This is a genomic window from Knoellia tibetensis (assembly GCF_048606415.1).
Lineage (GTDB): Bacteria > Actinomycetota > Actinomycetes > Actinomycetales > Dermatophilaceae > Knoellia > Knoellia tibetensis.
Genome location: NZ_JBMBWF010000002.1, coordinates 347,650 through 368,281, shown reverse-complemented (window position 1 = coordinate 368,281; position 20,632 = coordinate 347,650). Strand labels below are relative to the sequence as shown.

The following is a 20,632-nucleotide window of genomic DNA, read 5'->3' as shown; positions in this document are numbered from 1 at the left end:
CTGGAATCGGCTAGTCATGGACAGGAAGCGGTCAGGGCGCTGATCGATGCGGCTTCCTTGGTACGTGAACACCTCGACGAACTCGAAGAACCCTTCCTCCGACTGACGGGACAGGCACACCAACTGTCCTCTCAGCGACGGATTTTGCAGACCACCTGTGTGTCTCCGGGAAGGCGTCTTGGTAGAAGGCGAGCAAGTCGTGCGCGTCCGCGCCCGGCATGTCGAGAACCTGTCGGCGAGACCGCATCGGCTCGTCATCGTCAAAGCCGGTATCGGAGACCACCTTCGTGGCCGACGGCGGGACAGGCGGTTCCGCTGGTAGTCGGGGCCTGACGCGAAGAAGCCGCAACCGGCGAGGGTCGGGGTCGCGGCAAAAAGCACAGGGCACCGCGGACGTCCGACGTGCGAGTTCTGCGTCACGAGTGAAGGATATGCACCGGGAGGGAAGGCGGGTGTCGCGCACGGGCTCAGAACGTGCGGAATTGCCGCGGTCAGGGCGGCGCGAGGACGGTAGAGTGCGCGATCGGCCGCGGCGAGACCGGTGGGCGTGGTTGGGTGGACCATGGCTCCCGAGATCCTCAGGCCGGTCATCATCGGCGGTCTTGCCGCGGGCATCTGGGCATGGCTGCGCAGGAAGCCGCCGATCCTCGTCGCGACGACCCGCGTCGTCGACGCCTCCACCGGCAAGGGCGTCACCGGTGTCGTCGTCTCCGCAGTGCGGATCAACACCGAGGACGTGCTGACGTCGGTGACGACGGGCACCGGCGGCGGCTACACCCTCGGGACGGTCGCCGAGGAGGAGTTCGGGCTGAGGCTCGACGGCAGGGCTGTCGGCTACGAGTCCGGCTGGGTCCACGAATCGTCGACCGGCACGGCACACGTCGTCGGCACGTGGGGCGAGGCCAACTCTTGGGGGCCGGACGCGCCCGCCCTTACGCGGATCACGAAGCTGAGCTGACGGCGGGCGTTACGTCATCGCGGTGGCTGACTCCGGCGCCTCGGTGTCCATGTCGCGCTCCGGCCACATGACCTGCGTGATCTCACGGGCGAGCTTTGGGCCGAGAGTGCCCCACCCGGGCTCGTAGCCGAACACCTCGCGCAGCGGCGTCCCCACCCGGTTGCCGTCGAGGATCTCGACCGCGTCGGCGTCGATGAGCCCGGGGTGCGGCACCCCGCAGGCCTCGGAGACCTTGAGCAGGTCGCGCCGCAGGGTCTGCAGGTAGTTGGCCACCCGCACCGACTTGAGCGTCGGGTCGAGCCCGTGCGCGAGCCAGGCGTCCTGGGTCGCGACGCCGGTCGGGCAGCGGTCGGTGTGGCACTTCTGCGCCTGGATGCAGCCGAGCGCGAACATCGGCTCGCGCGCGACGTTGAGCATGTCCGCACCCAGAGCGAAGGCCACCAGGGCGTTGTCGGGCAGGCCGAGCTTGCCGCTGCCGATGAAGGCGACGTCGTCGGTGAGCCCGGCCCGCGCGAAGGTCGAGTAGACCCGCGAGAAGCCGATCCGGAAGGGGAGGGCCACCGTGTCGGTGAAGACGAGCGGAGCCGCACCGGTCCCTCCCTCGCCACCGTCGACGGTGATGAAGTCGACGCCGCGAGTGCGTGACGACATCTGCTCGGCGAGCTCGGTCCAGAAGTCCAGCTCGCCGACCGCGGACTTGATCCCTACGGGCAGCCCCGTCTCCTGCGCGATCCGCTCGACCCAGTCGAGCATGCTGTCGACGTCGTCGAACTCCGCGTGACGCGACGGGCTGGCGCAGTCCTGGCCCATCGGTATGCCGCGGATCGTGCTGATCTCCTCGGTGATCTTCGCTGCCGGGAGCAGTCCGCCGAGGCCGGGCTTGGCACCCTGGCTCAGCTTGACCTCGATGGCGCGCACCGGTGCCGACTGGACGAGGTCCTTGAGCCGGGCGAGGTCGAAGCGGCCCTGCTCGTCGCGGCAACCGAAGTAGGCCGTGCCGATCTGGAAGATGAGATCGCCGCCCTGCCGGTGGTGGTCGGACAGCCCGCCCTCACCCGTGTTGTGAAGCGCGCCGGCGAGGGCGACGCCGCGGTTGATCGCCTCGATGGCGTTGCCGGAGAGCGACCCGAAGCTCATCGCCGAGACGTTGACGACGGACGCCGGGCGGAAGGCATGGGTCCGACCGCGCGGTCCGCCGAGGACCTTGGCGGCCGGCAGGTCGACGTCGTCATCGTGGTGCCCGTGGGCCACGGCCGTCGACGGCGCCGAGGGGGCGAAGGTGCGGTGCTTGACGATGACGTAGCCCTCGGTGTGCTCGACGTCGTTGTCGGTGCCGAACCCGACGTAGTTGTTCTCCTTCTTGCTGCTCGCATAGACCCACGACCGCTGGTCGCGCGAGAACGGGCGCTCGGCGTCGTTGCTCGTGATGATGTACTGCCGCAGCTCAGGACCGATCCGCTCCAGCCAGTAGCGGGCGTGCGCGATGACGGGGAAGTTGCGCTTGAGCGAGTGCTTCTTCTGGGTGAGGTCGCGGGCGGCCACCCCGGCCAGCCCGACGGCGACGGCTCCGACGATCGACTTCGCTCTCATGCTGGGAAGTCTGCCCCGGCGGGGCTCCGTGAAACGGGAAGGGGACCGGCCGGCATACGGACGTCTGGATCGGGACGGGGGAGGACCAGCAACGGGTCGGGCCTAGACTCCGGTCCATGGCAGCCGAGAAGACGCCCGACGGCGACGGGTCCGAGGTCCTCACCTACCTCCTCGTCGACGGTGAGAACATCGACGCCACCCTCGGCACCTCGATCCTCGGCCGCCGGCCGCAGCCGGACGAGCGTCCCCGCTGGGACCGGCTCATCGCCTTCGCGCGCGACGCGTGGGAGCAGGACGTCAAGGGCCTGTTCTTCCTCAATGCCTCGACGACGATGCCGATGTCGTTCATCCAGGCGCTCAACGCCCTCGGCTTCCAGCCGGTGCCGCTCTCCGGCGACTCCGACGTCAAGGTCGTCGACGTCGCCATCCAGCGCACCCTGCGGGCCATCAAGGACCGCGACGCCGACGTCATGCTCGTCAGCCACGACGGCGACTTCCTCGAGGAGGTCGAGGCCCTCCTCGAGGACGACGACCGCCGCGTCGGCCTCATGGCCTTCCGCGAGTTCCGCAACAGCGGGTTCACCGCGCTCGAGGCCGACGGGCTCGAGAGCTTCGACCTCGAGTACGACGTCAAGGCCTTCACCTCGGCGCTGCCGCGCATCCGGGTCATCCCCATCGAGCAGTTCGACCCGGCCCAGTTCCTCTGACCGGTTCCCCCGACCCGAGCGAATTCGGGGTGTGGGCCCTCGCCGGATAGACTTCCCGGCGATCTCCGACACCCAAGGGAAGCGAACTCACTCGTGGCATCGACGAACGACCTCAAGAACGGCCTCGTCCTCAACCTCGAAGGCCAGCTCTGGTCCGTCGTGGAGTTCCAGCACGTCAAGCCCGGCAAGGGCCCGGCCTTCGTGCGGACCAAGCTCAAGAACGTCCTCTCGGGCAAGGTCGTCGACAAGACGTTCAACGCCGGCGTGAAGGTCGAGACGGCCAACGTCGACAAGCGCACGATGCAGTACCTCTACAACGACGGCACCGACTACGTCTTCATGGACGGCGACACCTACGACCAGATCTCGGTCTCGCCCGAGATCGTCGGCGACGCCGCGAAGTTCATGCTCGAGAACCAGGACGCCATCGTCGCGCGCCACGACGGCAACGTGCTCTTCATCGAGCTCCCGCCGTCGGTCGTCCTCGAGATCCAGTACACCGAGCCCGGCCTGCAGGGCGACCGCTCCACCGGTGGCACCAAGCCGGCGACCCTGGAGACCGGCGCCGAGATCGCCGTCCCGCTCTTCCTCAACACCGGCGACAAGGTCAAGGTGGACACCCGCGACGGGTCCTACCTCAGCCGCGTCAACTGACCTGTGGCCGCACGCACCAAGTCACGCCGCCGCGCGATCGACCTCCTCTTCGAGGCCGAGCAGCGCAAGGTCAACGCCAGTGAGCTCCTGCGCGAGCGCCTCGCGGCGCCCGTGACCGAGGCTCCGCTCAACGAGTTCACCGCCGACCTCGTCACCGGCGTCGTCGACCACTGGACGCAGATCAACGACCTGCTCACGACCTACTCGCAGGGCTGGTCGCTCGAGCGGATGCCCGCCGTCGACCGCGCGATCCTGCGCGTCGGCGCGTTCGAGGTGCTGTTCGGCCAGGTGCCGGAGGGCGTCGCGATCAGCGAGGCCGTCGCCATCGCGACCGAGCTCTCGACCGACGACAGCCCCAAGTTCGTCAACGGGCTCCTCGCCCGCCTCGCCGAGGTCAAGCAGACCCTGGCCTGATCCGCCGCGTTCGTGTCTCGACGGCCGTCGTCCCTTCCCGGGTCGGCGGCCGTCGTGCGTTGCTGGGGCCTGGACTTCTTCGGCGTATGCCGTCCGCGCGCCGAGTGCGATGGCCGCCGGACACGCAGTGCTCGCCTCGGGGTCCCTCATGCTCAGCGGTGCCAACCGGCGACGCCGGGAGGTGCCTTTGCACGTCCGCCGGTGCGGACGGCATACGGAGGTTCGCCCGAGCGGTGGGCTCAGGACGCCTGGGGGAGGCGGGCACCGAAGACGACCTCGGGCCACGCGGCCCGGGCCAGCCAGGCGCGGTAGGTCTCGAGGTCGGCGTCCGCAGGCGGGAAGAGCGGGGCCCGCTCCGGGGAGGTGGCGCACGTGTTCGCGGAGTCGGGTGTCGTGAGCGTCTGCGGGTGCACGGTGCCTCCTTCGGCCGGTGTGGTGAGACTCCAGTACATCACGGGAAGTTGGGGCTGGCATAGCAATCGGTTATGTGTTCCGAAGCGTGGACGCGCCGGTCGGGGTCGAGTTGGGGGCGCGGTCGGCCAGTCGCTACAGTGATCGCGACCGACATCCTTTAACGACCTGTCCCGTGAGGCAGGGAAGGAGGTCACGGCACAGATGTGTCCTGACGCAGCCACACCCCCCATGTCAGACCCCCGCTCCTCGAGCGAGACCGACCCCGCGACCGACGACGGGAGGACGGTCCTCGGAGCGGCCGACATCTCCCGGGCGCTGCGTCGCATCGCCCACGAGATCCTCGAGGCCAACAAGGGCGCCGACGGGCTCGTCCTCCTCGGCATCCCCTCGCGCGGCGTCCCGCTCGCCAGACGCCTCGCTGCGGTCATCGCCGAGTTCGAGGGCAGCGAGATCCCCGTGGGCAGCCTCGACATCACGATGTACCGCGACGACCTGCGCCGGCAGCCGACCCGGGCGCCGATGCCGACGCAGATCCCGGACTCCGGGGTCGACGGCAAGACGGTCGTGCTCGTCGACGACGTCCTCTACAGCGGGCGCACCGTCCGGGCCGCCCTCGACGCGCTCGCCGACCACGGCCGCCCCGCCGCCGTGCGGCTCGCCGTCCTCGTCGACCGGGGCCACCGCGAGCTGCCGATCCGCGCCGACCACGTCGGCAAGAACCTCCCGACCTCGCAGGCCGAGAAGGTCCGCGTGCGGCTTGCCGACTTCGACGAGGCCGACAGCGTGACGATCACCGGAGGTGTCCGATGACCGCGACCCAGACGGCGCAGAGCACGCAAGGCACGCAGACCACGCAGAGCACCCAGAGCGCCGCGACCATGCCGCGCCACCTGCTCTCGATGGCGGATCTCGACGCCGGCGCCATCCGCACCGTCCTCGACACCGCGACCCAGATGCACGACGTCCAGAAGCGCGAGGTCAAGAAGATCCCGACGCTGCGCGGCCGCACGATCATCAACCTCTTCTTCGAGGACTCGACCCGCACGCGGAGCTCGTTCGAGATCGCCGGCAAGTGGATGAGCGCCGACACGATCAACATCACCGGCAAGGGATCGTCCGCCTCCAAGGGCGAGTCGCTGCGCGACACGGTGCGGACGATCGACGCGATGGGGGTCGACGCTCTCGTCATCCGCCACGGTGCCTCGGGTGCCTGCCACCAGGTCGCCGGCTGGGTCGACGCCCACGTCATCAACGCCGGCGACGGCACCCACGAGCACCCCACGCAGGCCCTGCTCGACGCCTACACGATGGAGCGGCGGCTCGGCTCGCTCGAGGGCCGCCACGTCGCGATCGTCGGCGACCTCACCCACTCTCGGGTCGTGCGCTCCAACCTCATCTGCCTGCGCCGTCTCGGTGCCGAGGTCACGCTCGTCGCGCCGCCAACGCTCATGCCGAGCGGCATCGGGGCGTGGGCCGAGCGCGACGGCTTCACCATCGGCCACGACCTCGACGCGGTGCTGCGCGGCGACACCGGCCCCCGCGTGGACGCGCTCATGATGCTTCGTGTCCAGAAGGAGCGGATGAGCGGCGGCTACTTCCCGACCGCGCGTGAGTACACCGTGGGCTACGGCCTCACCCGCCCGCGCCTCGCCGCCCTCACCGACACCAACCCGGAGATCGTCATCTGCCACCCCGGCCCCATGAACCGCGGACTCGAGATCAGCGCCGACGCGGCCGACGCCGCGCAGAGCCTCGTCCTCGACCAGGTGAGCGCCGGTGTCGCAGTGCGGATGAGCGTGCTCTACCACCTGCTCGCGGGGGCCGACGTGCCCACCGGAGCGGTGGCCGGATCAGAGGGGAGTGCCGCGTGAGCGACCTCCTCATCACGGGGGCCCGACTCCTCGGGGGCGAGGCCAACGACGTCCTCGTCCGCGAGGGCACGATCGCCGAGGTCGGCCGCGGCCTCGACGCACCCGCGGGCACCGAGACCCTCGACGCCGAGGGGCTGGCCCTGCTGCCTGGTCTCGTCGACCTGCACACGCACCTGCGCGAGCCGGGCCGTGAGGACGCCGAGACGATCGCGTCAGGTGCCGCGGCCGCCGCGGCCGGTGGCTTTACCGCGGTCCTCGCCATGGCCAACACCAACCCGGTGACCGACACCGCCGAGGCCGCCGAGCGCGTCCTCGACCTCGGTCGCGACGCCGGGCTCGTCGACGTCCAGCCGATCGGCGCCGTGACCAAGGGTCTCGCGGGGGAGGAGCTCGCCGAGCTCGCCCTCATGCACCGCTCGCGCGCCGCCGTTCGGGTCTTCTCCGACGACGGCCGCTGCGTCGCCGACGCGCGCGTCATGCGCCGCGCGCTCGAGTACGTCCGTGCCTTCGGTGGCGTCGTGAGCCAGCACAGTCAGGACCCCGACCTCGCCGGCCCGAGCGCCTGCTGCCATGAGGGCGAGCTGAGCGGCCGCCTCGGCCTGCCCGGCTGGCCCGCCGTCGCCGAGTCGAGCATCATCGCCCGCGACGCCCAGCTCGCGCGCCACACCGGCAGCCGGGTGCACATCGCGCACGTGAGTACCGCCGAGGGCATCGAGGTCGTGCGCTGGGCCAAGGCGCAGGGCATCGCGCTCACCGCCGAGGTCACGCCGCACCACCTCCTCCTCACCGAGGACCTGCTCAGCGGCTACGACCCGACCTTCAAGGTCAACCCGCCGCTGCGTCCGAGCGAGGACGTCGAGGCACTGCGGGAGGCGCTCGCGGACGGCACGATCGACGCCGTCGCGACCGACCACGCACCGCACGCCCGCCACGACAAGGAGCACGCCTTCGTCGACGCGGCGTTCGGCATGCTCGGTCTCGAGACGGCCTTCGCGGTCGTCCACGACACGATGGTGCGCGGCGGTCTCATGGACCTCGCCACGCTCGCCGAGCGCATGTCGACCGCGCCCGCCCGCATCGCCGGGCTCCGCGACCACGGCGGCGCGATCGAGGCCGGCGCCCCCGCCAACCTCGTCCTCGTCGACACCGAGGCCAACCGGACGGTGGACGCCGCTGCATCGCGGTCGCTGTCGCGCAACAATCCGTGGCACGGCCGCAGCCTCACCGGCGCCGTCCACACGACCATCCTGCGTGGCAGGGTCACCGCTTCGCTCGAGGGAACCGCATGAACACGACAACCACCACCCGCGAGCCCGCCGTGCTCGTCCTCGAGGACGGACGCACCTTCACCGGACGCGCGTTCGGCCACCAGGGCGAGACGGTCGGCGAGGCGGTCTTCTGCACCGCGATGACCGGCTACCAGGAGACGCTCACCGACCCGAGCTACCACCGCCAGGTCGTCGTCATGACCTCGCCGCACGTCGGCAACACCGGCTGGAACGACGAGGACGACGAGTCCTCGCGCATCTGGGTCTCCGGCTTCGTCGTCCGCGACCCCGCGCTGCGCCCCTCGAGCTGGCGCTCGCGCCGCACCCTCGAGGACGAGCTCGACGCGCAGGGCGTCGTCGGCATCTGCGACATCGACACCCGCGCGCTCACTCGCCACCTGCGTGAGCGCGGGGCCATGCGCGTGGGCATCTTCTCCGGCGACGACGCCCGTATGCCGGCCGAGCACCTCCTCGAGCGCGTCACCTCGGCGCCCCTCATGGAGGGCTCGGCGCTCGCGCAGGAGGTGAGCACCGACGAGACCTACGTCGTCGAGGCGGTGGGGGAGAAGCGGTTCACCGTCGCCGCCGTCGACCTCGGCATCAAGTCGATGACCCCGCAGCAGATGGCCGAGCGCGGCATCGAGGTGCACGTGCTCCCCGCGACGGCCACCGCCGAGGACATCCGCGCCGTCGAGCCCGACGGCGTGTTCTTCAGCAACGGCCCGGGCGACCCGGCGACCGCCGACCACGAGGTCGGCGTTCTCCGCGAGGTGCTCGCGGACGGCATACCGTTCTTCGGGATCTGCTTCGGCAACCAGCTCTTCGGACGGGCGCTCGGCTTCGGGACCTACAAGCTCAAGTACGGCCACCGCGGCGTCAACCAGCCGGTCATGGACCGCACCACCAGCAAGGTCGAGGTCACTGCGCACAACCACGGTTTCGCCGTCAACGCCCCGCTCGACCGCGACACCGACACCGAGTTCGGGTCGGCGCGCGTCTCGCACGTCTGCCTCAACGACGACGTCGTCGAAGGGCTCGAGCTGCGTTCTGCCACAGGCGCTCTCACCGGGTTCTCGGTCCAGTACCACCCGGAGGCGGCAGCGGGACCGCACGACGCGGCATACCTTTTCGACCGTTTTGTCACCCTGCTCGAGACGAACCAGAAGGTGAATGCCTGACATGCCGAAGCGCGACGACATCACGAGCGTCCTCGTCATCGGGTCCGGCCCGATCGTCATCGGCCAGGCCTGCGAGTTCGACTACTCCGGCACCCAGGCCTGCCGGGTGCTGCGCGAGGAGGGCGTGCGCGTCATCCTCGTCAACTCCAACCCGGCGACGATCATGACCGACCCCGAGTTCGCCGACGCGACCTACATCGAGCCGATCACCCCCGAGGTCGTCGAGAAGATCATCGACAAGGAGCGCCCCGACGCGGTGCTCGCGACCCTCGGCGGCCAGACCGCGCTCAACTGCGCCATCGCGCTGCACGAGGCGGGCGTCCTCGAGAAGTACGGCTGCCCGCTCATCGGCGCCAACGTCGAGGCGATCCAGCTCGGTGAGGACCGCCAGCTCTTCAAGGGCGTCGTCGAGCGCTGCGGCGCCGAGAGCGCCCGCTCGGTCATCGCCCACACAATGGACGAGGTCCTCGCCGCCGCCGACGAGCTCGGCTACCCGATGGTCGTGCGCCCGTCGTTCACGATGGGCGGTCTCGGCTCCGGGTTCGCCCACGACGAGGCCGAGCTGCGCCGCATGGCCGGCGCCGGTCTCCAGGCGAGCCCGACGACCGAGGTCCTCCTCGAGGAGTCGATCCTCGGCTGGAAGGAGTACGAGCTCGAGGTCATGCGTGACCACCGCGATAACGTCGTGGTCGTCTGCTCGATCGAGAACCTCGACCCGATGGGCGTCCACACCGGCGACTCGATCACCGTCGCGCCCGCGCTCACCCTCACCGACCGCGAGTACCAGCGGCTGCGCGACATCGGCATCGCCGTCATCCGCGAGGTCGGCGTCGACACCGGCGGCTGCAACATCCAGTTCGCGGTCAACCCCGTCGACGGCCGCATCATCGTCATCGAGATGAACCCGCGCGTCTCGCGCTCCTCGGCTCTGGCGTCGAAGGCGACCGGCTTCCCGATCGCCAAGATCGCCGCGAAGATGGCCATCGGCTACACGCTCGACGAGGTCCCCAACGACATCACCCGCGAGACGCCGGCGAGCTTCGAGCCGAGCCTCGACTACGTCGTCGTCAAGGTGCCCCGGTTCGCGTTCGAGAAGTTCCCGGCCGCCGACGACACCCTCACGACGACGATGAAGTCGGTCGGCGAGGCCATGTCTATCGGCCGCAACTTCACCGAGGCGATGCAGAAGGCGCTGCGCTCGGTCGAGCGCAAGGGGTCCTCGTTCCACTGGCGCGGTGAGACCCCCACGCGCGAGGAGGCCCTCGAGCTGCTCCGCGTCGCGGCCCGCCCGACCGACGGTCGCATCGTCACCGTCCAGCAGGCGATGCGCGGCGGCGCCACCGTCGAGGAGACGCACGAGGCGACCGGTATCGACCCGTGGTTCCTCGACCAGCTCGAGCTCCTCAACGACATCGCCCGCGAGGTGGGGGAGTCGGCCGAGCTCACTCCGGAGCTCCTCCGCCACGCGAAGCGTCACGGCTTCAGCGACGCCCAGCTCGCCGAGATCCGCCGTATGCCGGAGAGTGTCGTCCGAGGCGTCCGTCACGCCCTCGGTGTGCGCCCGGTCTTCAAGACGGTCGACACCTGCGCGGCCGAGTTCGCTGCGCAGACGCCCTACCACTACAGCTCCTACGACGAGGAGACCGAGGTGGCGCCGCGTGAGCGCGAGGCCGTCCTCATCCTCGGCTCGGGCCCGAACCGGATCGGCCAGGGCGTCGAGTTCGACTACTCGTGCGTGCACGCGAGCTTCGCGCTGCGCGACGCCGGCTACGACACGGTCATGGTCAACTGCAACCCCGAGACGGTCTCGACCGACTACGACACCTCGAGCCGGCTCTACTTCGAGCCGCTCACGCTCGAGGACGTGCTCGAGGTCTACCACGCCGAGAAGCAGGCCGGTCCGATCGCGGGCGTCATCGTCCAGCTCGGCGGCCAGACCCCGCTCGGCCTCGCGACCGCCCTCAAGGATGCAGGCGTGCCGATCGTCGGCACCTCGCCGGAGGCCATCGACCTCGCCGAGGACCGCGGCGCCTTCGGGCGCGTCCTCGCGGAGGCGAAGCTGCCCGCTCCGGCGCACGGGACGGCATACAGCGCTTCCGAGGCACTCGAGGTGGCGCAGCGGATCGGCTACCCCGTCCTCGTGCGCCCGTCCTACGTCCTCGGCGGACGTGGCATGGAGATCGTCTACGACGACGACACCCTCGTCACCTACGTCGAGCGCGCGACGAACGCCTCCCCCGAGCACCCGGTCCTCGTCGACCGCTTCCTCGACGACGCCATCGAGATCGACGTCGACGTCCTCTACGACGGCACCGAGATGTATCTCGGCGGAGTCATGGAGCACATCGAGGAGGCCGGCATCCACTCCGGTGACTCCGCGTGTGCGCTGCCGCCGGCGACGCTCGGCAACGCCGAGATCGAGCTCGTCCGCGAGTCGGCTCGCAAGCTGGCGCAGGGCATCGGTGTCGTCGGGCTCATGAACGTCCAGTTCGCGCTCGCCCAGGACATCCTCTACGTCCTCGAGGCCAACCCGCGTGCGTCGCGCACCGTCCCGTTCGTCGCCAAGGCGACCGGGGTGGCCCTCGCGAACGCCGCGAGCCGGGTCATGCTCGGCGCGACGATCGCCCAGCTCCGCGAGGAGGGCGTCCTGCCCCCGACCGGCGACGGTGGCACGCTGCCGCCGCACGCGCCGATCTCGGTCAAGGAGGCCGTGCTGCCGTTCCACCGGTTCCGCACGGCCGACGGCACGATGGTCGACAGCCTGCTCGGCCCCGAGATGCGCTCGACCGGCGAGGTCATGGGCATCGACTCGACGTTCGGGCGCGCGTTCGGCAAGAGCCAGCTCGCGGCATACGGAGGCCTGCCCAACGAGGGCACGGTCTTCGTCTCGGTGGCCAACCGCGACAAGCGCGCGATGCTGTTCCCGGTGAGCCGGCTCGTCGACCTCGGTTTCACCGTCGTCGCGACCTCCGGCACGGCGGATGTGTTGCGGCGCAACGGGATTCCCGCCGAGGTCATCCGCAAGATCACCGAGCGCGAGGGCGACTCCGCGGCGAGCGACACGCGCAGCATCGGCGAGCTCATCCTCGACGGCGAGATCGCCATGGTCATCAACACGCCGACCGGCCAGAGCGCGCGGGCCGACGGCTACGCCATCCGCGCCGCGGCCAACACCGCCGACGTGCCGCTCATCACGACGGTGCAGGAGTTCGCGGCGGCGGTGCAGGCCATCGAGGCGCTGCGACGCGGCGACCTCACGGTGACCTCGCTGCAGGAGCACGCGCGGTCGCTCGACCTCCTCCAGGTGGCCGGCCGATGAGCGCTGGTCGTCCCGAGGGGGGTGCGCGTCCCATCGGCGCCGCTCGCCCCGACAGCGGTGTCGTGCAGGTGAGCGGTGAGGTCATCGCGACCCGTCGCGTCGGCGCCTACCACCACCTGACGATCGTCGCGCCCGGCGTGGCCGAGCTCGCCCGCCCGGGCCAGTTCGCCGCCCTCGCGGTCGGCGGGCCGACGACCGGCAACCTGCTGCGGCGCTCGTTCTCGATCCACAAGGTGAGCCCGTCCGGCACCTACGGCGGCACGCTCGACCTCGTCATCGCGGCCAAGGGTCCGGGGACCGAGTGGCTCGCGGCCCTGCGCGCCCACGACGCCGTCGACGTCGTGGCGCCGTTGGGTCGGCCCTTCCCGCTGCCCACCGAGCCGGTGGCGACCGTCCTCGTGGGCGGTGGCTACGGCTCGGCGCCGCTCTTCTGGCTCGCCGACGTCCTGCGCGAGCGCGGGTGCACCGTCGAGATGGTGCTCGGCGCGGCGTCCGAGGACCGCCTCTTCGGTGTCGTCGAGGCCCGGCGCGCCGCCGACGGGGTCACCGTGACGACCGACGACGGTTCGGCCGGCCACAAGGGCTGGGTGAGCGACGTGCTGCCCGAGGTCTTCGAGCGCACCGGTGCCGCCGTCGCCTACGCCTGCGGACCGATGGGGATGCTCCAGTCGGTGACACGGGTCGCCGGCGAGCACGGTGCCGTCGCGCAGGTCGCCGTCGAGGAGGCCATGGCCTGCGGCGTCGGGGTCTGCATGACCTGCGTCATGCCGGTGCGCGACAAGGAGGGCGTGACCAAGATGGTCCGCTCCTGCGTGGAAGGGCCGGTGTTCCGCGGGGACCGCATCCGGTGGGAGGCGTTCCACGACGGCGTCTGCGGTGTGCCCGCCGACGCGGTCGGCGCTCCCAGGGTGGGAGGTCACTGATGGCCGTCGACCTGTCCGTGACCCTCTCGGGCCGCACCCTGCCCAACCCCGTGATGACGGCGTCGGGCTGTGCCGCGAACGGCCGTGAGCTGCACCGGTTCTTCGACGTCTCGACGCTCGGGGCGTTCGTCACCAAGACGGTGATGATGGACCCTCGCTCGGGGCGTGGCACCCCACGCATGGCCGAGACCGCCTCCGGGATGCTCAACTCGATCGGCCTGCAGGGCCCCGGCATCCACGCGTTCGTCGAGAACGACCTGCCCTGGCTGAAGTCGGTCGGTGCCCGCGTGCTCGTGTCGATCGCCGGCAACACCGCCGGCGAGTTCGCCGACGTGGCCAAGGTCCTCGCCGACAGCGACGCGTTCGACTGCGTCGTCGGCGTCGAGGTCAACATCTCCTGCCCCAACGTCGCCAACCGCGGGCTCGTCTTCGCCTGCGACCCGCTGTCGTCGGCCAAGGTCGTCGCCCTCGTGCGCGAGCAGCTGCCGCGCGACGTACCGATGTTCGCCAAGCTCACGCCCGACGTCACCGACATCGTCTCGATCGCCGACGCCGCGGTGAAGGCCGGGGCGAGCGGGCTCACGATGATCAACACCCTCCTCGGCATGGTCATCGACACCGACCGGCTGCGCCCGCACCTCGGCGGCATCACCGGCGGGCTCTCCGGTCCGTCGATCCGCCCCGTGGCCGTCCGGGCGCTCTGGCAGGTGACCGCCGCGATGCGCGACGGGCGCTTCCAGACCGTGCCGCTCATCGGTGTCGGGGGAGTGCGCACCGGCCGCGACGCGCTCGAGCTCATCGCTGCCGGCGCCTCCGCGGTCCAGGTGGGCACCGCGACGTTCAACGACCCGACCGCTCCCCAGCGCGTCCTCACAGAGCTCGAGGCCCTCGCCGAGTCCCACGGCGTCGCCCGCCTCACCGAGCTCGTCGGAGTCGCACACGACAGGATGGTGATCCCGTGAGCACGACCTCCACGTTCGGGCAGCGGCTGCGCGAGGCGACCCGTCGCCACGGGCCGCTCTGCGCCGGCATCGACCCGCACCGGGCCCTCGTCGAGTCGTGGGGCCTCACCTACGACCTCGACGGACTGCGTGCCTTCACGCGGTCGTGCGTCGAGGCCTTCGGCGGCCACGTCGCGGTCGTCAAGCCGCAGTCGGCCTTCTTCGAGGTCTTCGGCTCGGCGGGCGTCGCCGTCCTCGAGGAGGCGGTCCGTGACCTGCGTGACGCCGGGACGCTCGTCCTCGTCGACGCCAAGCGCGGTGACATCGGCACGACGATGGACGCCTACGCCGAGGCCTTCCTCGGCAAGGACGCGGTCGACGCACCCGACGCGGTCACCCTCAGCCCCTACCTCGGCTACGGCTCGCTCCGTCCCGCCATCGACCTCGCCGAGCAGACCGGCCGTGGGGTCTTCGTCCTGGCTCTCACCTCGAACCCCGAGGGCCCCGAGGTCCAGCACGCCGTGCGCGACGACCGCTCGGTGGCCGGCACGGTGGTGACGGGTGCGACCGCCGACAACGCCGCCGCGGCCGCACGCGGCGAGCTCGGCCACGTCGGCCTCGTCGTGGGCGCGACGGTCGGCTCCGCGGTCCAGGACCTCGGCCTCGACCTCGCGGCGGTCAACGGCCCCCTGCTCGCGCCGGGGGTCGGTGCCCAGGGCGGCACCGCCGAGGACCTCAAGCGCGTCTTCGGCGACGCCCTCGCCAACGTCCTGCCGGCGAGCAGCCGCGAGGTGCTCGGCGCGGGACCCGACGTGGCGGCGCTGCGGGAGCGGGCGGCCCGGACCAGCGAGGCCATGGCCTCGTTGCTCGCCTGACCCATTCGCACCACTCACCTGCTGGCGACCACCGGTGACCAGCAAGAACCCGTCGCGACCACACATCGGGCACGTGGTTAAATCGCCGGGAAGGCGTTGAGAAGCAGCGTCGTCATACTCGTTGGAGGATTTCCGCCATGGCTCTGCCGCCGCTGACACAGGAGCAACGCTCCGCCGCGCTGGAGAAGGCTGCCCAGGCACGCCGTGAGCGGGCATCGGTCAAGAACCGGCTCAAGTACGCACAGGGTGACCTCAGCGAGGTCATCACCGAAGGGAAGACGAACGACGTGATCGGCAAGATGCGGGTCTCCGCGCTGCTCGAGTCGATGCCCGGCGTGGGCCGGGTCAAGGCCAAGGCGCTCATGGAGGAGATCGGCATCAGCGAGAGCCGGCGCGTGCGGGGCCTCGGCCAGAACCAGATCTCGGCGCTGTTGACCCACTTCGGCAAGGCGTGAGCCCGGCCTCACGCCTCACCGTGCTCGCCGGGCCGACCGCGGTCGGCAAGGGCACCGTCGCGGCCTGGGTCCGCGAGCACCACCCCGACGTCTGGCTGTCGGTGTCCGCCACGACCCGCAAGCCACGCCCGACCGAGGTCGACGGCGTCCACTACCACTTCGTGTCCAACGAGGAGTTCGGCCGCATGGTCGACCACGGCGAGCTGCTCGAGTTCGCCACGGTCCACGGCCGTGCCCAGTACGGCACGCCCCGCGGTCCGGTCGAGGCCGCTCTCGCCGAGCGGCGACCGGCGCTGCTGGAGATCGACCTCCAGGGCGCGCGCCAGGTCCGCGAGACGATGCCCGACGCGCTCTTCGTCTTCCTCGCCCCGCCGAGCTGGGACGAGCTCGTCCGCCGGCTCGTCGGCCGGGGCACCGAGAGCGCCGAGGAGCGCGAGGTCCGGCTCACGACCGCGAGGGCCGAGCTGGCGGCCGCCGAGGAGTTCGACGTCACCATCGTCAACGACGACGTTCGGCGGGCTGCCGACGAACTCGTATCATTGATGCGCACCCCTCATTGATGCGCACCCCCCACCAGACGAAACGAGACTGATTCCGTGTCAGGCACCAAGGCCAACCCCATCGGCATCACCAACCCGCCGATCGACGAGCTCCTCACGCACGCCGACTCCAAGTACTCCCTCGTCCTCTACTCGGCCAAGCGCGCACGCCAGATCAACGCCTACTACGCGCAGCTCCAGGAGGGCCTCCTCGAGTACGTCGGCCCCCTCGTCGACTCCGAGGTCCACGAGAAGCCGCTGAGCATCGCCCTGCGCGAGATCAACGGCAACATGCTCACCTCAGAGAAGATCGAGGACTGAGCCCCTCGTGCGCGTCGTCCTCGGTGTGGCGGGCGGCATCGCGGCATACAAGGCCTGTTCGCTGCTCCGCCTGCTCTCCGAGGCGGGGCACGAAGTCACGGTCGTGCCGACGGCGGCGGCGCTGAAGTTCGTCGGCGCGCCCACGTGGGCCGCCCTGTCGGGCAAGCCGGTGAGCACCGACGTCTGGACCGACGTCCACGAGGTGCCGCACGTGCGCCTGGGGCAGGAGGCCGACCTCGTCGTCGTCGCCCCGGCGACCGCCGACCTGCTCGCGAAGGCCGCGACCGGCCAGGCCGACGACCTCCTCACCAACGTGCTGCTCACGGCGCGGTGCCCGGTCGTCCTGGCTCCCGCGATGCACACCGAGATGTGGGACCACCCGGCCACCCAGGCCAACGTCACCACCCTCACCGAGCGCGGCGTCCACGTCGTCCCGCCCGCGAGCGGTCGCCTCACCGGCAAGGACACCGGTCCCGGACGGCTTCCCGAGCCCGAAGCCCTGTATGCCGTGTGCGAGCGTGAGCTCGCCCGCTCCCGTCACCAGCCGTCGCCGGCCGAGGTGGCGGGTCTTCGTGGTCCCTCCACCGATCCGGCTGCCGGAGTCGCCTCGACCGGCGACACGTCAGCGACCGGCGCTCGATCCGCGACCGACCCAGCGTCTGCGGATACGACGGCGAGAACCACCACATCCGCACACGCTGGGGTGGGTCGACGGGACCTCGCCGGACGACGGGTCGTCGTCACCTCCGGCGGCACGCGCGAGCCGCTCGACCCGGTGCGCTTCCTCGGCAACCGCAGCTCGGGCAAGCAGGGCCATGCTCTCGCCGCCGCGGCCGTGACCCGCGGCGCGCAGGTCACCCTCGTCACCTCCACGCCCACCGACCTCGCGGGGGTCGAGGTCGTCACGATCGAGACCGCGCTCCAGCTGCGCGACGCCGTCGTGGCCGCCACCGCCGACGCCGACGCGGTCGTCATGGCCGCGGCTGTCGCGGACTTCCGCCCGGCTGCCTACGCGCCCACGAAGATCAAGAAGTCGCACGACACCGGCGACGACGGGTCCGCCGACGAGTCGGCCCCGACGATCACGCTCGTGCGCAACCCCGACATCCTCGCCGAGCTCGTCACGAGCCGGGGGAGTGCCACCAGCCCGGTCATCGTCGGCTTCGCCGCCGAGACCGGCGACGACACCGGTTCGGTGCTCGACCACGGCCGGACCAAGCTCGAGCGCAAGGGGTGCGACGTGCTCGTCGTCAACGAGGTGGGCGAGCACAAGACGTTCGGCGCCGACGACAACACCGTGACGATCCTGCGCCGGGGGAGTGACGAGACCGTCGAGGTCGGGCCCGCCAGCAAGGCCGCCGTTGCCGACGCCGTCTGGGACGTCGTCACCGACCTGCTCTGACCCGGCCGTCATCGGCCTCCGCCCGCAGGTCGGGTGCGGGGACTGACCGTGTGCGGGAAGCACGGAGCCCGGCCGGCGGTGACACACCGCCGGCCGGACTCGTCGTCCTGGGACTACTTCTTCTTCTTGCGGCCGCCCTTGGTGTCGGACGCACCGGCCAGCTCGGCCTCGCGCCCCGCGCCCTCGGCCTGGCTCTCGGCGGCGGCCTCGGACTCGGTCTCGTCCGTGGTGAGCTCCGCCGCCCCGTCGGTGGGGTTCTCCGCGGCGTCGGTCGCAGGGCCGGTCTCGGTGTCCGCCTTCGCGACCTCGGTCTCGGCAGCGGCCTCCGCCTCGGGCTCGTCCGTTGCGACCGGCCCGCCGGTCGCCTCGCCGCCGAACCCGGCTTGGCCGAGCGCGGCGGCGCCACCGAGGGTGGCGAGCATGTTGCGGACGTTGCTCAGCTGGGCGGTGATGCTGTCGCGGCGGGCGGTGGCGGCGGCGAGCTCGCGCTCGGAGTCGCGCTTGATCCGGTCGGCCTGCTCCTTGGCCGTCGTCACCATGGCCGACGCCTCGGCCTTGGCCTGGTCGAGGATCGTCACGGCCTCCGCCGCGTGCGCGGCACGCTGCTCCTCGCCCTCACGGGTGAGCAGGTCGGCCTGCTCCTGCAGCTCCTGCAGGCGCAGCTCGTGGGCGCTCTCGGCCGTCATGAACTCCTGCGCCGCCCGACCGCGCCGCTCCTGCAGGGTGCTCTCGAAGTCGGCGGCGGCCGCGGCGGCACGGGCCCGCTGGCTCTCGAAGTAGGCCTCGGCCTCCTCGCGACGGGCCGACGACTCGCGACCCGCGTCGTCGAGCAGGGTTGCCGACTCCTGCTTCGCCTTGGCGACGATCTCGGACGCCTCGACGTCGGCGCGCTGGCGCACCTCGTCGGCGTAGCGGTCGGCCGCGATGCGGACCGACGTGGCCGACTCCTCGACGAGGCGGCGGTGCTCCTCGGCGTCCGCGGTGGCGGATGAGCGGATCGAGGCGGCCTCCTCGTCGGCGAGCGTGAGCATCGACCCGATGCGCTCACCGAGATGGGCGAAGGAGGGCGAGGAGGGCTGGACCTCGCGAGCCTCGAGGTCCGCGACGACCGCCTTCTGCTTGGCCAGTCCCTTGGCGAGCTCGGCGTTCTCCTGCGTGAGCTTGGTGAGCTCGACGGTGAGGCGGGCCACCTCCTGGCGAGCCGACTCGGCCGTCTGCTCGACGGAGGCGAGGTGGCGGTCGACCGCAGCCGGGTCGTAGCCGCGGAAGATCGTCGGGAAGGCGGGCGTGTTCATGACTGCTCCTGGTGCGGGGTGGGGATCGGGGAGGACGGGTTCGGCTCGCCGACGGCGAGGGCGTCGATGACGCCGCTGAGGTCGGCCAGCTGGGCGGTGATCGCGTCGCGCCGGGCCGCGAGGGCGGCGACCTCGTCGCGGGCCCGGGCCACGCTGGCCTCGGCCTCGGCGCGGATGGCGTCGGAGCGGGACTGCGCCTCGCTCGTGATGCGGAGGATCTCGGCGCGGGCGGTGCGGTGCTGCTCGTGGGCCTCGCGCTGGAACCGCTCGACGTCGTCGGCGGCGCCACGCCGGACGAGCTGGGCGCCACGCTCGGCCTCGGCCAGCCGTCGCTCGGCCCGGGCCTCGGCCTCCTGGACCCGCTCACTGGCCGCGCGCGTGATGCGCTCGGCCTCGCGGCGCGCGTCCTCGAGGGTCCGTGCAGCATCGGCCCGGGCCTCCTCGAGCACGGTCGTGGCCTGAGCCCGCAGGTGGGTCGACTCGGCCTCGGCCTCCGAGGTGAGGTCGGCGGCTCTCGCGGCGGCGCTGGCCGCGAGCGCGGTGATGCGCTCGCGCTGCGCACGCGCGCGCTCGGACAGCGAGCGGTGGTGCTCGCGGCGCTGGGCCATCGTCTCGCGCTCCGTCGTGCCCACGATGTCGCGCACGGTGGCCTGGGCCCAGGCGAGGTGCGCCTCCGCCGAGCGGATGAGCTCGTCGGCCTCCGCGCGGGAGCGGTCGAGGTGCTCGGCGGCCTCGGTGCGTGCTGTGGCGAGCAGGGCCTCCCGCTCCTGCTCCGCGGCGGACGTGCGGTGCTCGGTCTCGACTCGAGCGGCCTCGGCGGCGAGCTCGGCCTCGCGACGGTGGCGGACGGCATACGCGTCCGCCTCGGATCGCAGCCGGGAGGCGTCCTCCTCTGCGCGCGTACGCAGCCCGGTGATCTCGCTCTCGTGAGTGGCGCGCTCGGTCGCCCACTGCTCGCGGGCGGTGGCGATCTCCCGGGTCGCGGCCTCGAGCCGCTCGCGGGCAGCGCGCTCGGCGTCCGCGACGAGGGCGGCGGCGCGCTGCTCTGCCTCGGCGAGACGGGCCTCGGCGTCCTCCTCGGCGATCGACAGCGCCTCGTCGGCCGCCTTCGACGAGCGCGTGCGCACGAGCGAGGCCTGGTCGGCGGCGTCGGCGAGCAGGGCGCTCGCCTCCTCACGTGCCGACTCGATGACGGCCTCGGCCTCCGCGCGCGCCCGGTCGAGCGTGGCCGTGACGCCCTCGAGCTCGCTCATGGCGTCAGCGGTGCGGGCACGCACCTGGGCCGCGTCCCGGCGGGCCTCGGCGACCTCGCGCAGGGACTCGACACGGACCTCCTCGGCCAGGCGCTGAGCCCTCACCAGGAGGTCGAGGGGGTCGTTCACGCCGCACATCATGCCGCACTCCGGCGCGGTGCGCCCGGGCCAAGCGGGCCGGACGCCCGGGCCCGCGGACCAGGTCGTGGGCGAGCGTGCTGTCCCGGCTGGCCGAGGGGTTAGATTTGCCCCCAG

General features: G+C 71.5%; 20 protein-coding genes. 16 read left to right on the top strand and 4 right to left on the bottom strand.

Going from position 1 to position 20,632, the window contains the following annotated elements; translation table 11 throughout:
- Nucleotides 1-562: 562 nt before the first annotated feature.
- The gene (locus ACOJV7_RS13575; protein WP_420190742.1) at nt 563-958 is read left to right on the top strand and encodes a hypothetical protein; all 396 of its coding nucleotides are present in this window, start codon (nt 563-565) and stop codon (nt 956-958) included.
- 9 nt (nt 959-967) lie between these two features.
- Here the strand turns inward: ACOJV7_RS13575 and ACOJV7_RS13570 are convergent, their stop codons facing one another.
- A complete protein-coding gene (locus tag ACOJV7_RS13570; protein ID WP_420190741.1) occupies nt 968-2,548 on the bottom strand; it encodes an FMN-binding glutamate synthase family protein in 1,581 nt (526 codons plus the stop codon).
- A 116-nt stretch (nt 2,549-2,664) separates the two neighbouring features.
- Between ACOJV7_RS13570 and ACOJV7_RS13565 the strand changes: the two genes are divergently transcribed.
- From ACOJV7_RS13565 to nusB, 3 genes are all read left to right on the top strand, one after another.
- Nucleotides 2,665-3,255, top strand: a complete 591-nt coding sequence (locus ACOJV7_RS13565) for an NYN domain-containing protein (protein ID WP_420190740.1) — start codon at nt 2,665-2,667, stop codon at nt 3,253-3,255.
- Nucleotides 3,256-3,348: 93 nt separating this feature from the next.
- Nucleotides 3,349-3,909, top strand: coding sequence for an elongation factor P (efp, locus tag ACOJV7_RS13560; protein ID WP_035947734.1), 561 nt, complete (start codon nt 3,349-3,351; stop codon nt 3,907-3,909).
- A 3-nt stretch (nt 3,910-3,912) separates the two neighbouring features.
- The gene (gene nusB, locus ACOJV7_RS13555) at nt 3,913-4,323 is read left to right on the top strand and encodes a transcription antitermination factor NusB (RefSeq protein ID WP_420190739.1); all 411 of its coding nucleotides are present in this window, start codon (nt 3,913-3,915) and stop codon (nt 4,321-4,323) included.
- A gap of 239 nt (nt 4,324-4,562) precedes the next feature.
- On the opposite strand, the gene ACOJV7_RS13550 is transcribed toward nusB, so the two are convergent.
- Entirely contained in the window at nt 4,563-4,736 is a 174-nt protein-coding gene (locus ACOJV7_RS13550) for a hypothetical protein (protein ID WP_420190738.1), read from the bottom strand.
- Nucleotides 4,737-4,965: 229 nt separating this feature from the next.
- Between ACOJV7_RS13550 and pyrR the strand changes: the two genes are divergently transcribed.
- From pyrR to ACOJV7_RS13490, 12 genes are all read left to right on the top strand, one after another.
- On the top strand, nt 4,966-5,547 hold the full coding sequence (gene pyrR, locus ACOJV7_RS13545; protein ID WP_420190737.1) for a bifunctional pyr operon transcriptional regulator/uracil phosphoribosyltransferase PyrR: 582 nt from the start codon (nt 4,966-4,968) through the stop codon (nt 5,545-5,547).
- 68 nt (nt 5,548-5,615) lie between these two features.
- Complete coding sequence (locus ACOJV7_RS13540) at nt 5,616-6,608, top strand: aspartate carbamoyltransferase catalytic subunit (RefSeq protein ID WP_420190786.1); 993 nt, start codon at nt 5,616-5,618, stop codon at nt 6,606-6,608.
- A complete protein-coding gene (locus ACOJV7_RS13535; RefSeq protein WP_420190736.1) occupies nt 6,605-7,897 on the top strand; it encodes a dihydroorotase in 1,293 nt (430 codons plus the stop codon). The genes ACOJV7_RS13540 and ACOJV7_RS13535 overlap by 4 nt, the downstream gene beginning before the upstream one ends.
- Nucleotides 7,894-9,054, top strand: a complete 1,161-nt coding sequence (gene carA, locus ACOJV7_RS13530; RefSeq protein WP_420190735.1) for a glutamine-hydrolyzing carbamoyl-phosphate synthase small subunit — start codon at nt 7,894-7,896, stop codon at nt 9,052-9,054. Before ACOJV7_RS13535 ends, carA begins: the two co-directional genes overlap by 4 nt.
- 1 nt (nt 9,055) lies before the next feature.
- Nucleotides 9,056-12,373, top strand: coding sequence for a carbamoyl-phosphate synthase large subunit (gene carB / locus ACOJV7_RS13525; protein ID WP_420190734.1), 3,318 nt, complete (start codon nt 9,056-9,058; stop codon nt 12,371-12,373).
- Nucleotides 12,370-13,296: a dihydroorotate dehydrogenase electron transfer subunit gene (locus ACOJV7_RS13520; RefSeq protein WP_420190733.1), complete on the top strand. Its 927-nt coding sequence runs from the start codon at nt 12,370-12,372 to the stop codon at nt 13,294-13,296. Before carB ends, ACOJV7_RS13520 begins: the two co-directional genes overlap by 4 nt.
- A complete protein-coding gene (locus ACOJV7_RS13515) occupies nt 13,296-14,258 on the top strand; it encodes a dihydroorotate dehydrogenase (protein ID WP_420190732.1) in 963 nt (320 codons plus the stop codon). Before ACOJV7_RS13520 ends, ACOJV7_RS13515 begins: the two co-directional genes overlap by 1 nt.
- Entirely contained in the window at nt 14,255-15,112 is an 858-nt protein-coding gene (gene pyrF, locus ACOJV7_RS13510) for an orotidine-5'-phosphate decarboxylase (protein ID WP_420190731.1), read from the top strand. Before ACOJV7_RS13515 ends, pyrF begins: the two co-directional genes overlap by 4 nt.
- A gap of 137 nt (nt 15,113-15,249) precedes the next feature.
- Entirely contained in the window at nt 15,250-15,567 is a 318-nt protein-coding gene (gene mihF, locus ACOJV7_RS13505; protein ID WP_420190730.1) for an integration host factor, actinobacterial type, read from the top strand.
- Nucleotides 15,564-16,127: a guanylate kinase gene (gene gmk / locus ACOJV7_RS13500; RefSeq protein ID WP_420190729.1), complete on the top strand. Its 564-nt coding sequence runs from the start codon at nt 15,564-15,566 to the stop codon at nt 16,125-16,127. Before mihF ends, gmk begins: the two co-directional genes overlap by 4 nt.
- A gap of 36 nt (nt 16,128-16,163) precedes the next feature.
- Complete coding sequence (rpoZ, locus tag ACOJV7_RS13495; RefSeq protein WP_420190728.1) at nt 16,164-16,427, top strand: DNA-directed RNA polymerase subunit omega; 264 nt, start codon at nt 16,164-16,166, stop codon at nt 16,425-16,427.
- A gap of 7 nt (nt 16,428-16,434) precedes the next feature.
- On the top strand, nt 16,435-17,829 hold the full coding sequence (locus tag ACOJV7_RS13490; RefSeq protein ID WP_420190727.1) for a bifunctional phosphopantothenoylcysteine decarboxylase/phosphopantothenate synthase: 1,395 nt from the start codon (nt 16,435-16,437) through the stop codon (nt 17,827-17,829).
- A gap of 113 nt (nt 17,830-17,942) precedes the next feature.
- On the opposite strand, the gene ACOJV7_RS13485 is transcribed toward ACOJV7_RS13490, so the two are convergent.
- Nucleotides 17,943-19,124, bottom strand: coding sequence for a hypothetical protein (locus tag ACOJV7_RS13485; RefSeq protein ID WP_420190726.1), 1,182 nt, complete (start codon nt 19,122-19,124; stop codon nt 17,943-17,945).
- Nucleotides 19,121-20,506: a hypothetical protein gene (locus ACOJV7_RS13480; RefSeq protein WP_420190725.1), complete on the bottom strand. Its 1,386-nt coding sequence runs from the start codon at nt 20,504-20,506 to the stop codon at nt 19,121-19,123. Before ACOJV7_RS13480 ends, ACOJV7_RS13485 begins: the two co-directional genes overlap by 4 nt.
- Between the last annotated feature and the right edge of the window lie 126 nt (nt 20,507-20,632).

Bases quoted from the DNA above. Each gene is read 5' to 3' on its own strand.
- ACOJV7_RS13540 (WP_420190786.1), top strand. From the start codon at position 5,616: ATGCCGCGCCACCTGCTCTCGATGGCGGATCTCGACGCCGGCGCCATC.
- pyrR (WP_420190737.1), top strand. From the start codon at position 4,966: ATGTCAGACCCCCGCTCCTCGAGCGAGACCGACCCCGCGACCGACGAC.
- ACOJV7_RS13575 (WP_420190742.1), top strand. From the start codon at position 563: ATGGCTCCCGAGATCCTCAGGCCGGTCATCATCGGCGGTCTTGCCGCG.
- carB (WP_420190734.1), top strand. From the start codon at position 9,056: ATGCCGAAGCGCGACGACATCACGAGCGTCCTCGTCATCGGGTCCGGC.
- ACOJV7_RS13570 (WP_420190741.1), bottom strand. From the start codon at position 2,548: ATGAGAGCGAAGTCGATCGTCGGAGCCGTCGCCGTCGGGCTGGCCGGG.
- ACOJV7_RS13520 (WP_420190733.1), top strand. From the start codon at position 12,370: ATGAGCGCTGGTCGTCCCGAGGGGGGTGCGCGTCCCATCGGCGCCGCT.
- ACOJV7_RS13485 (WP_420190726.1), bottom strand. From the start codon at position 19,124: ATGAACACGCCCGCCTTCCCGACGATCTTCCGCGGCTACGACCCGGCT.
- carA (WP_420190735.1), top strand. From the start codon at position 7,894: ATGAACACGACAACCACCACCCGCGAGCCCGCCGTGCTCGTCCTCGAG.
- mihF (WP_420190730.1), top strand. From the start codon at position 15,250: ATGGCTCTGCCGCCGCTGACACAGGAGCAACGCTCCGCCGCGCTGGAG.
- ACOJV7_RS13515 (WP_420190732.1), top strand. From the start codon at position 13,296: ATGGCCGTCGACCTGTCCGTGACCCTCTCGGGCCGCACCCTGCCCAAC.
- ACOJV7_RS13565 (WP_420190740.1), top strand. From the start codon at position 2,665: ATGGCAGCCGAGAAGACGCCCGACGGCGACGGGTCCGAGGTCCTCACC.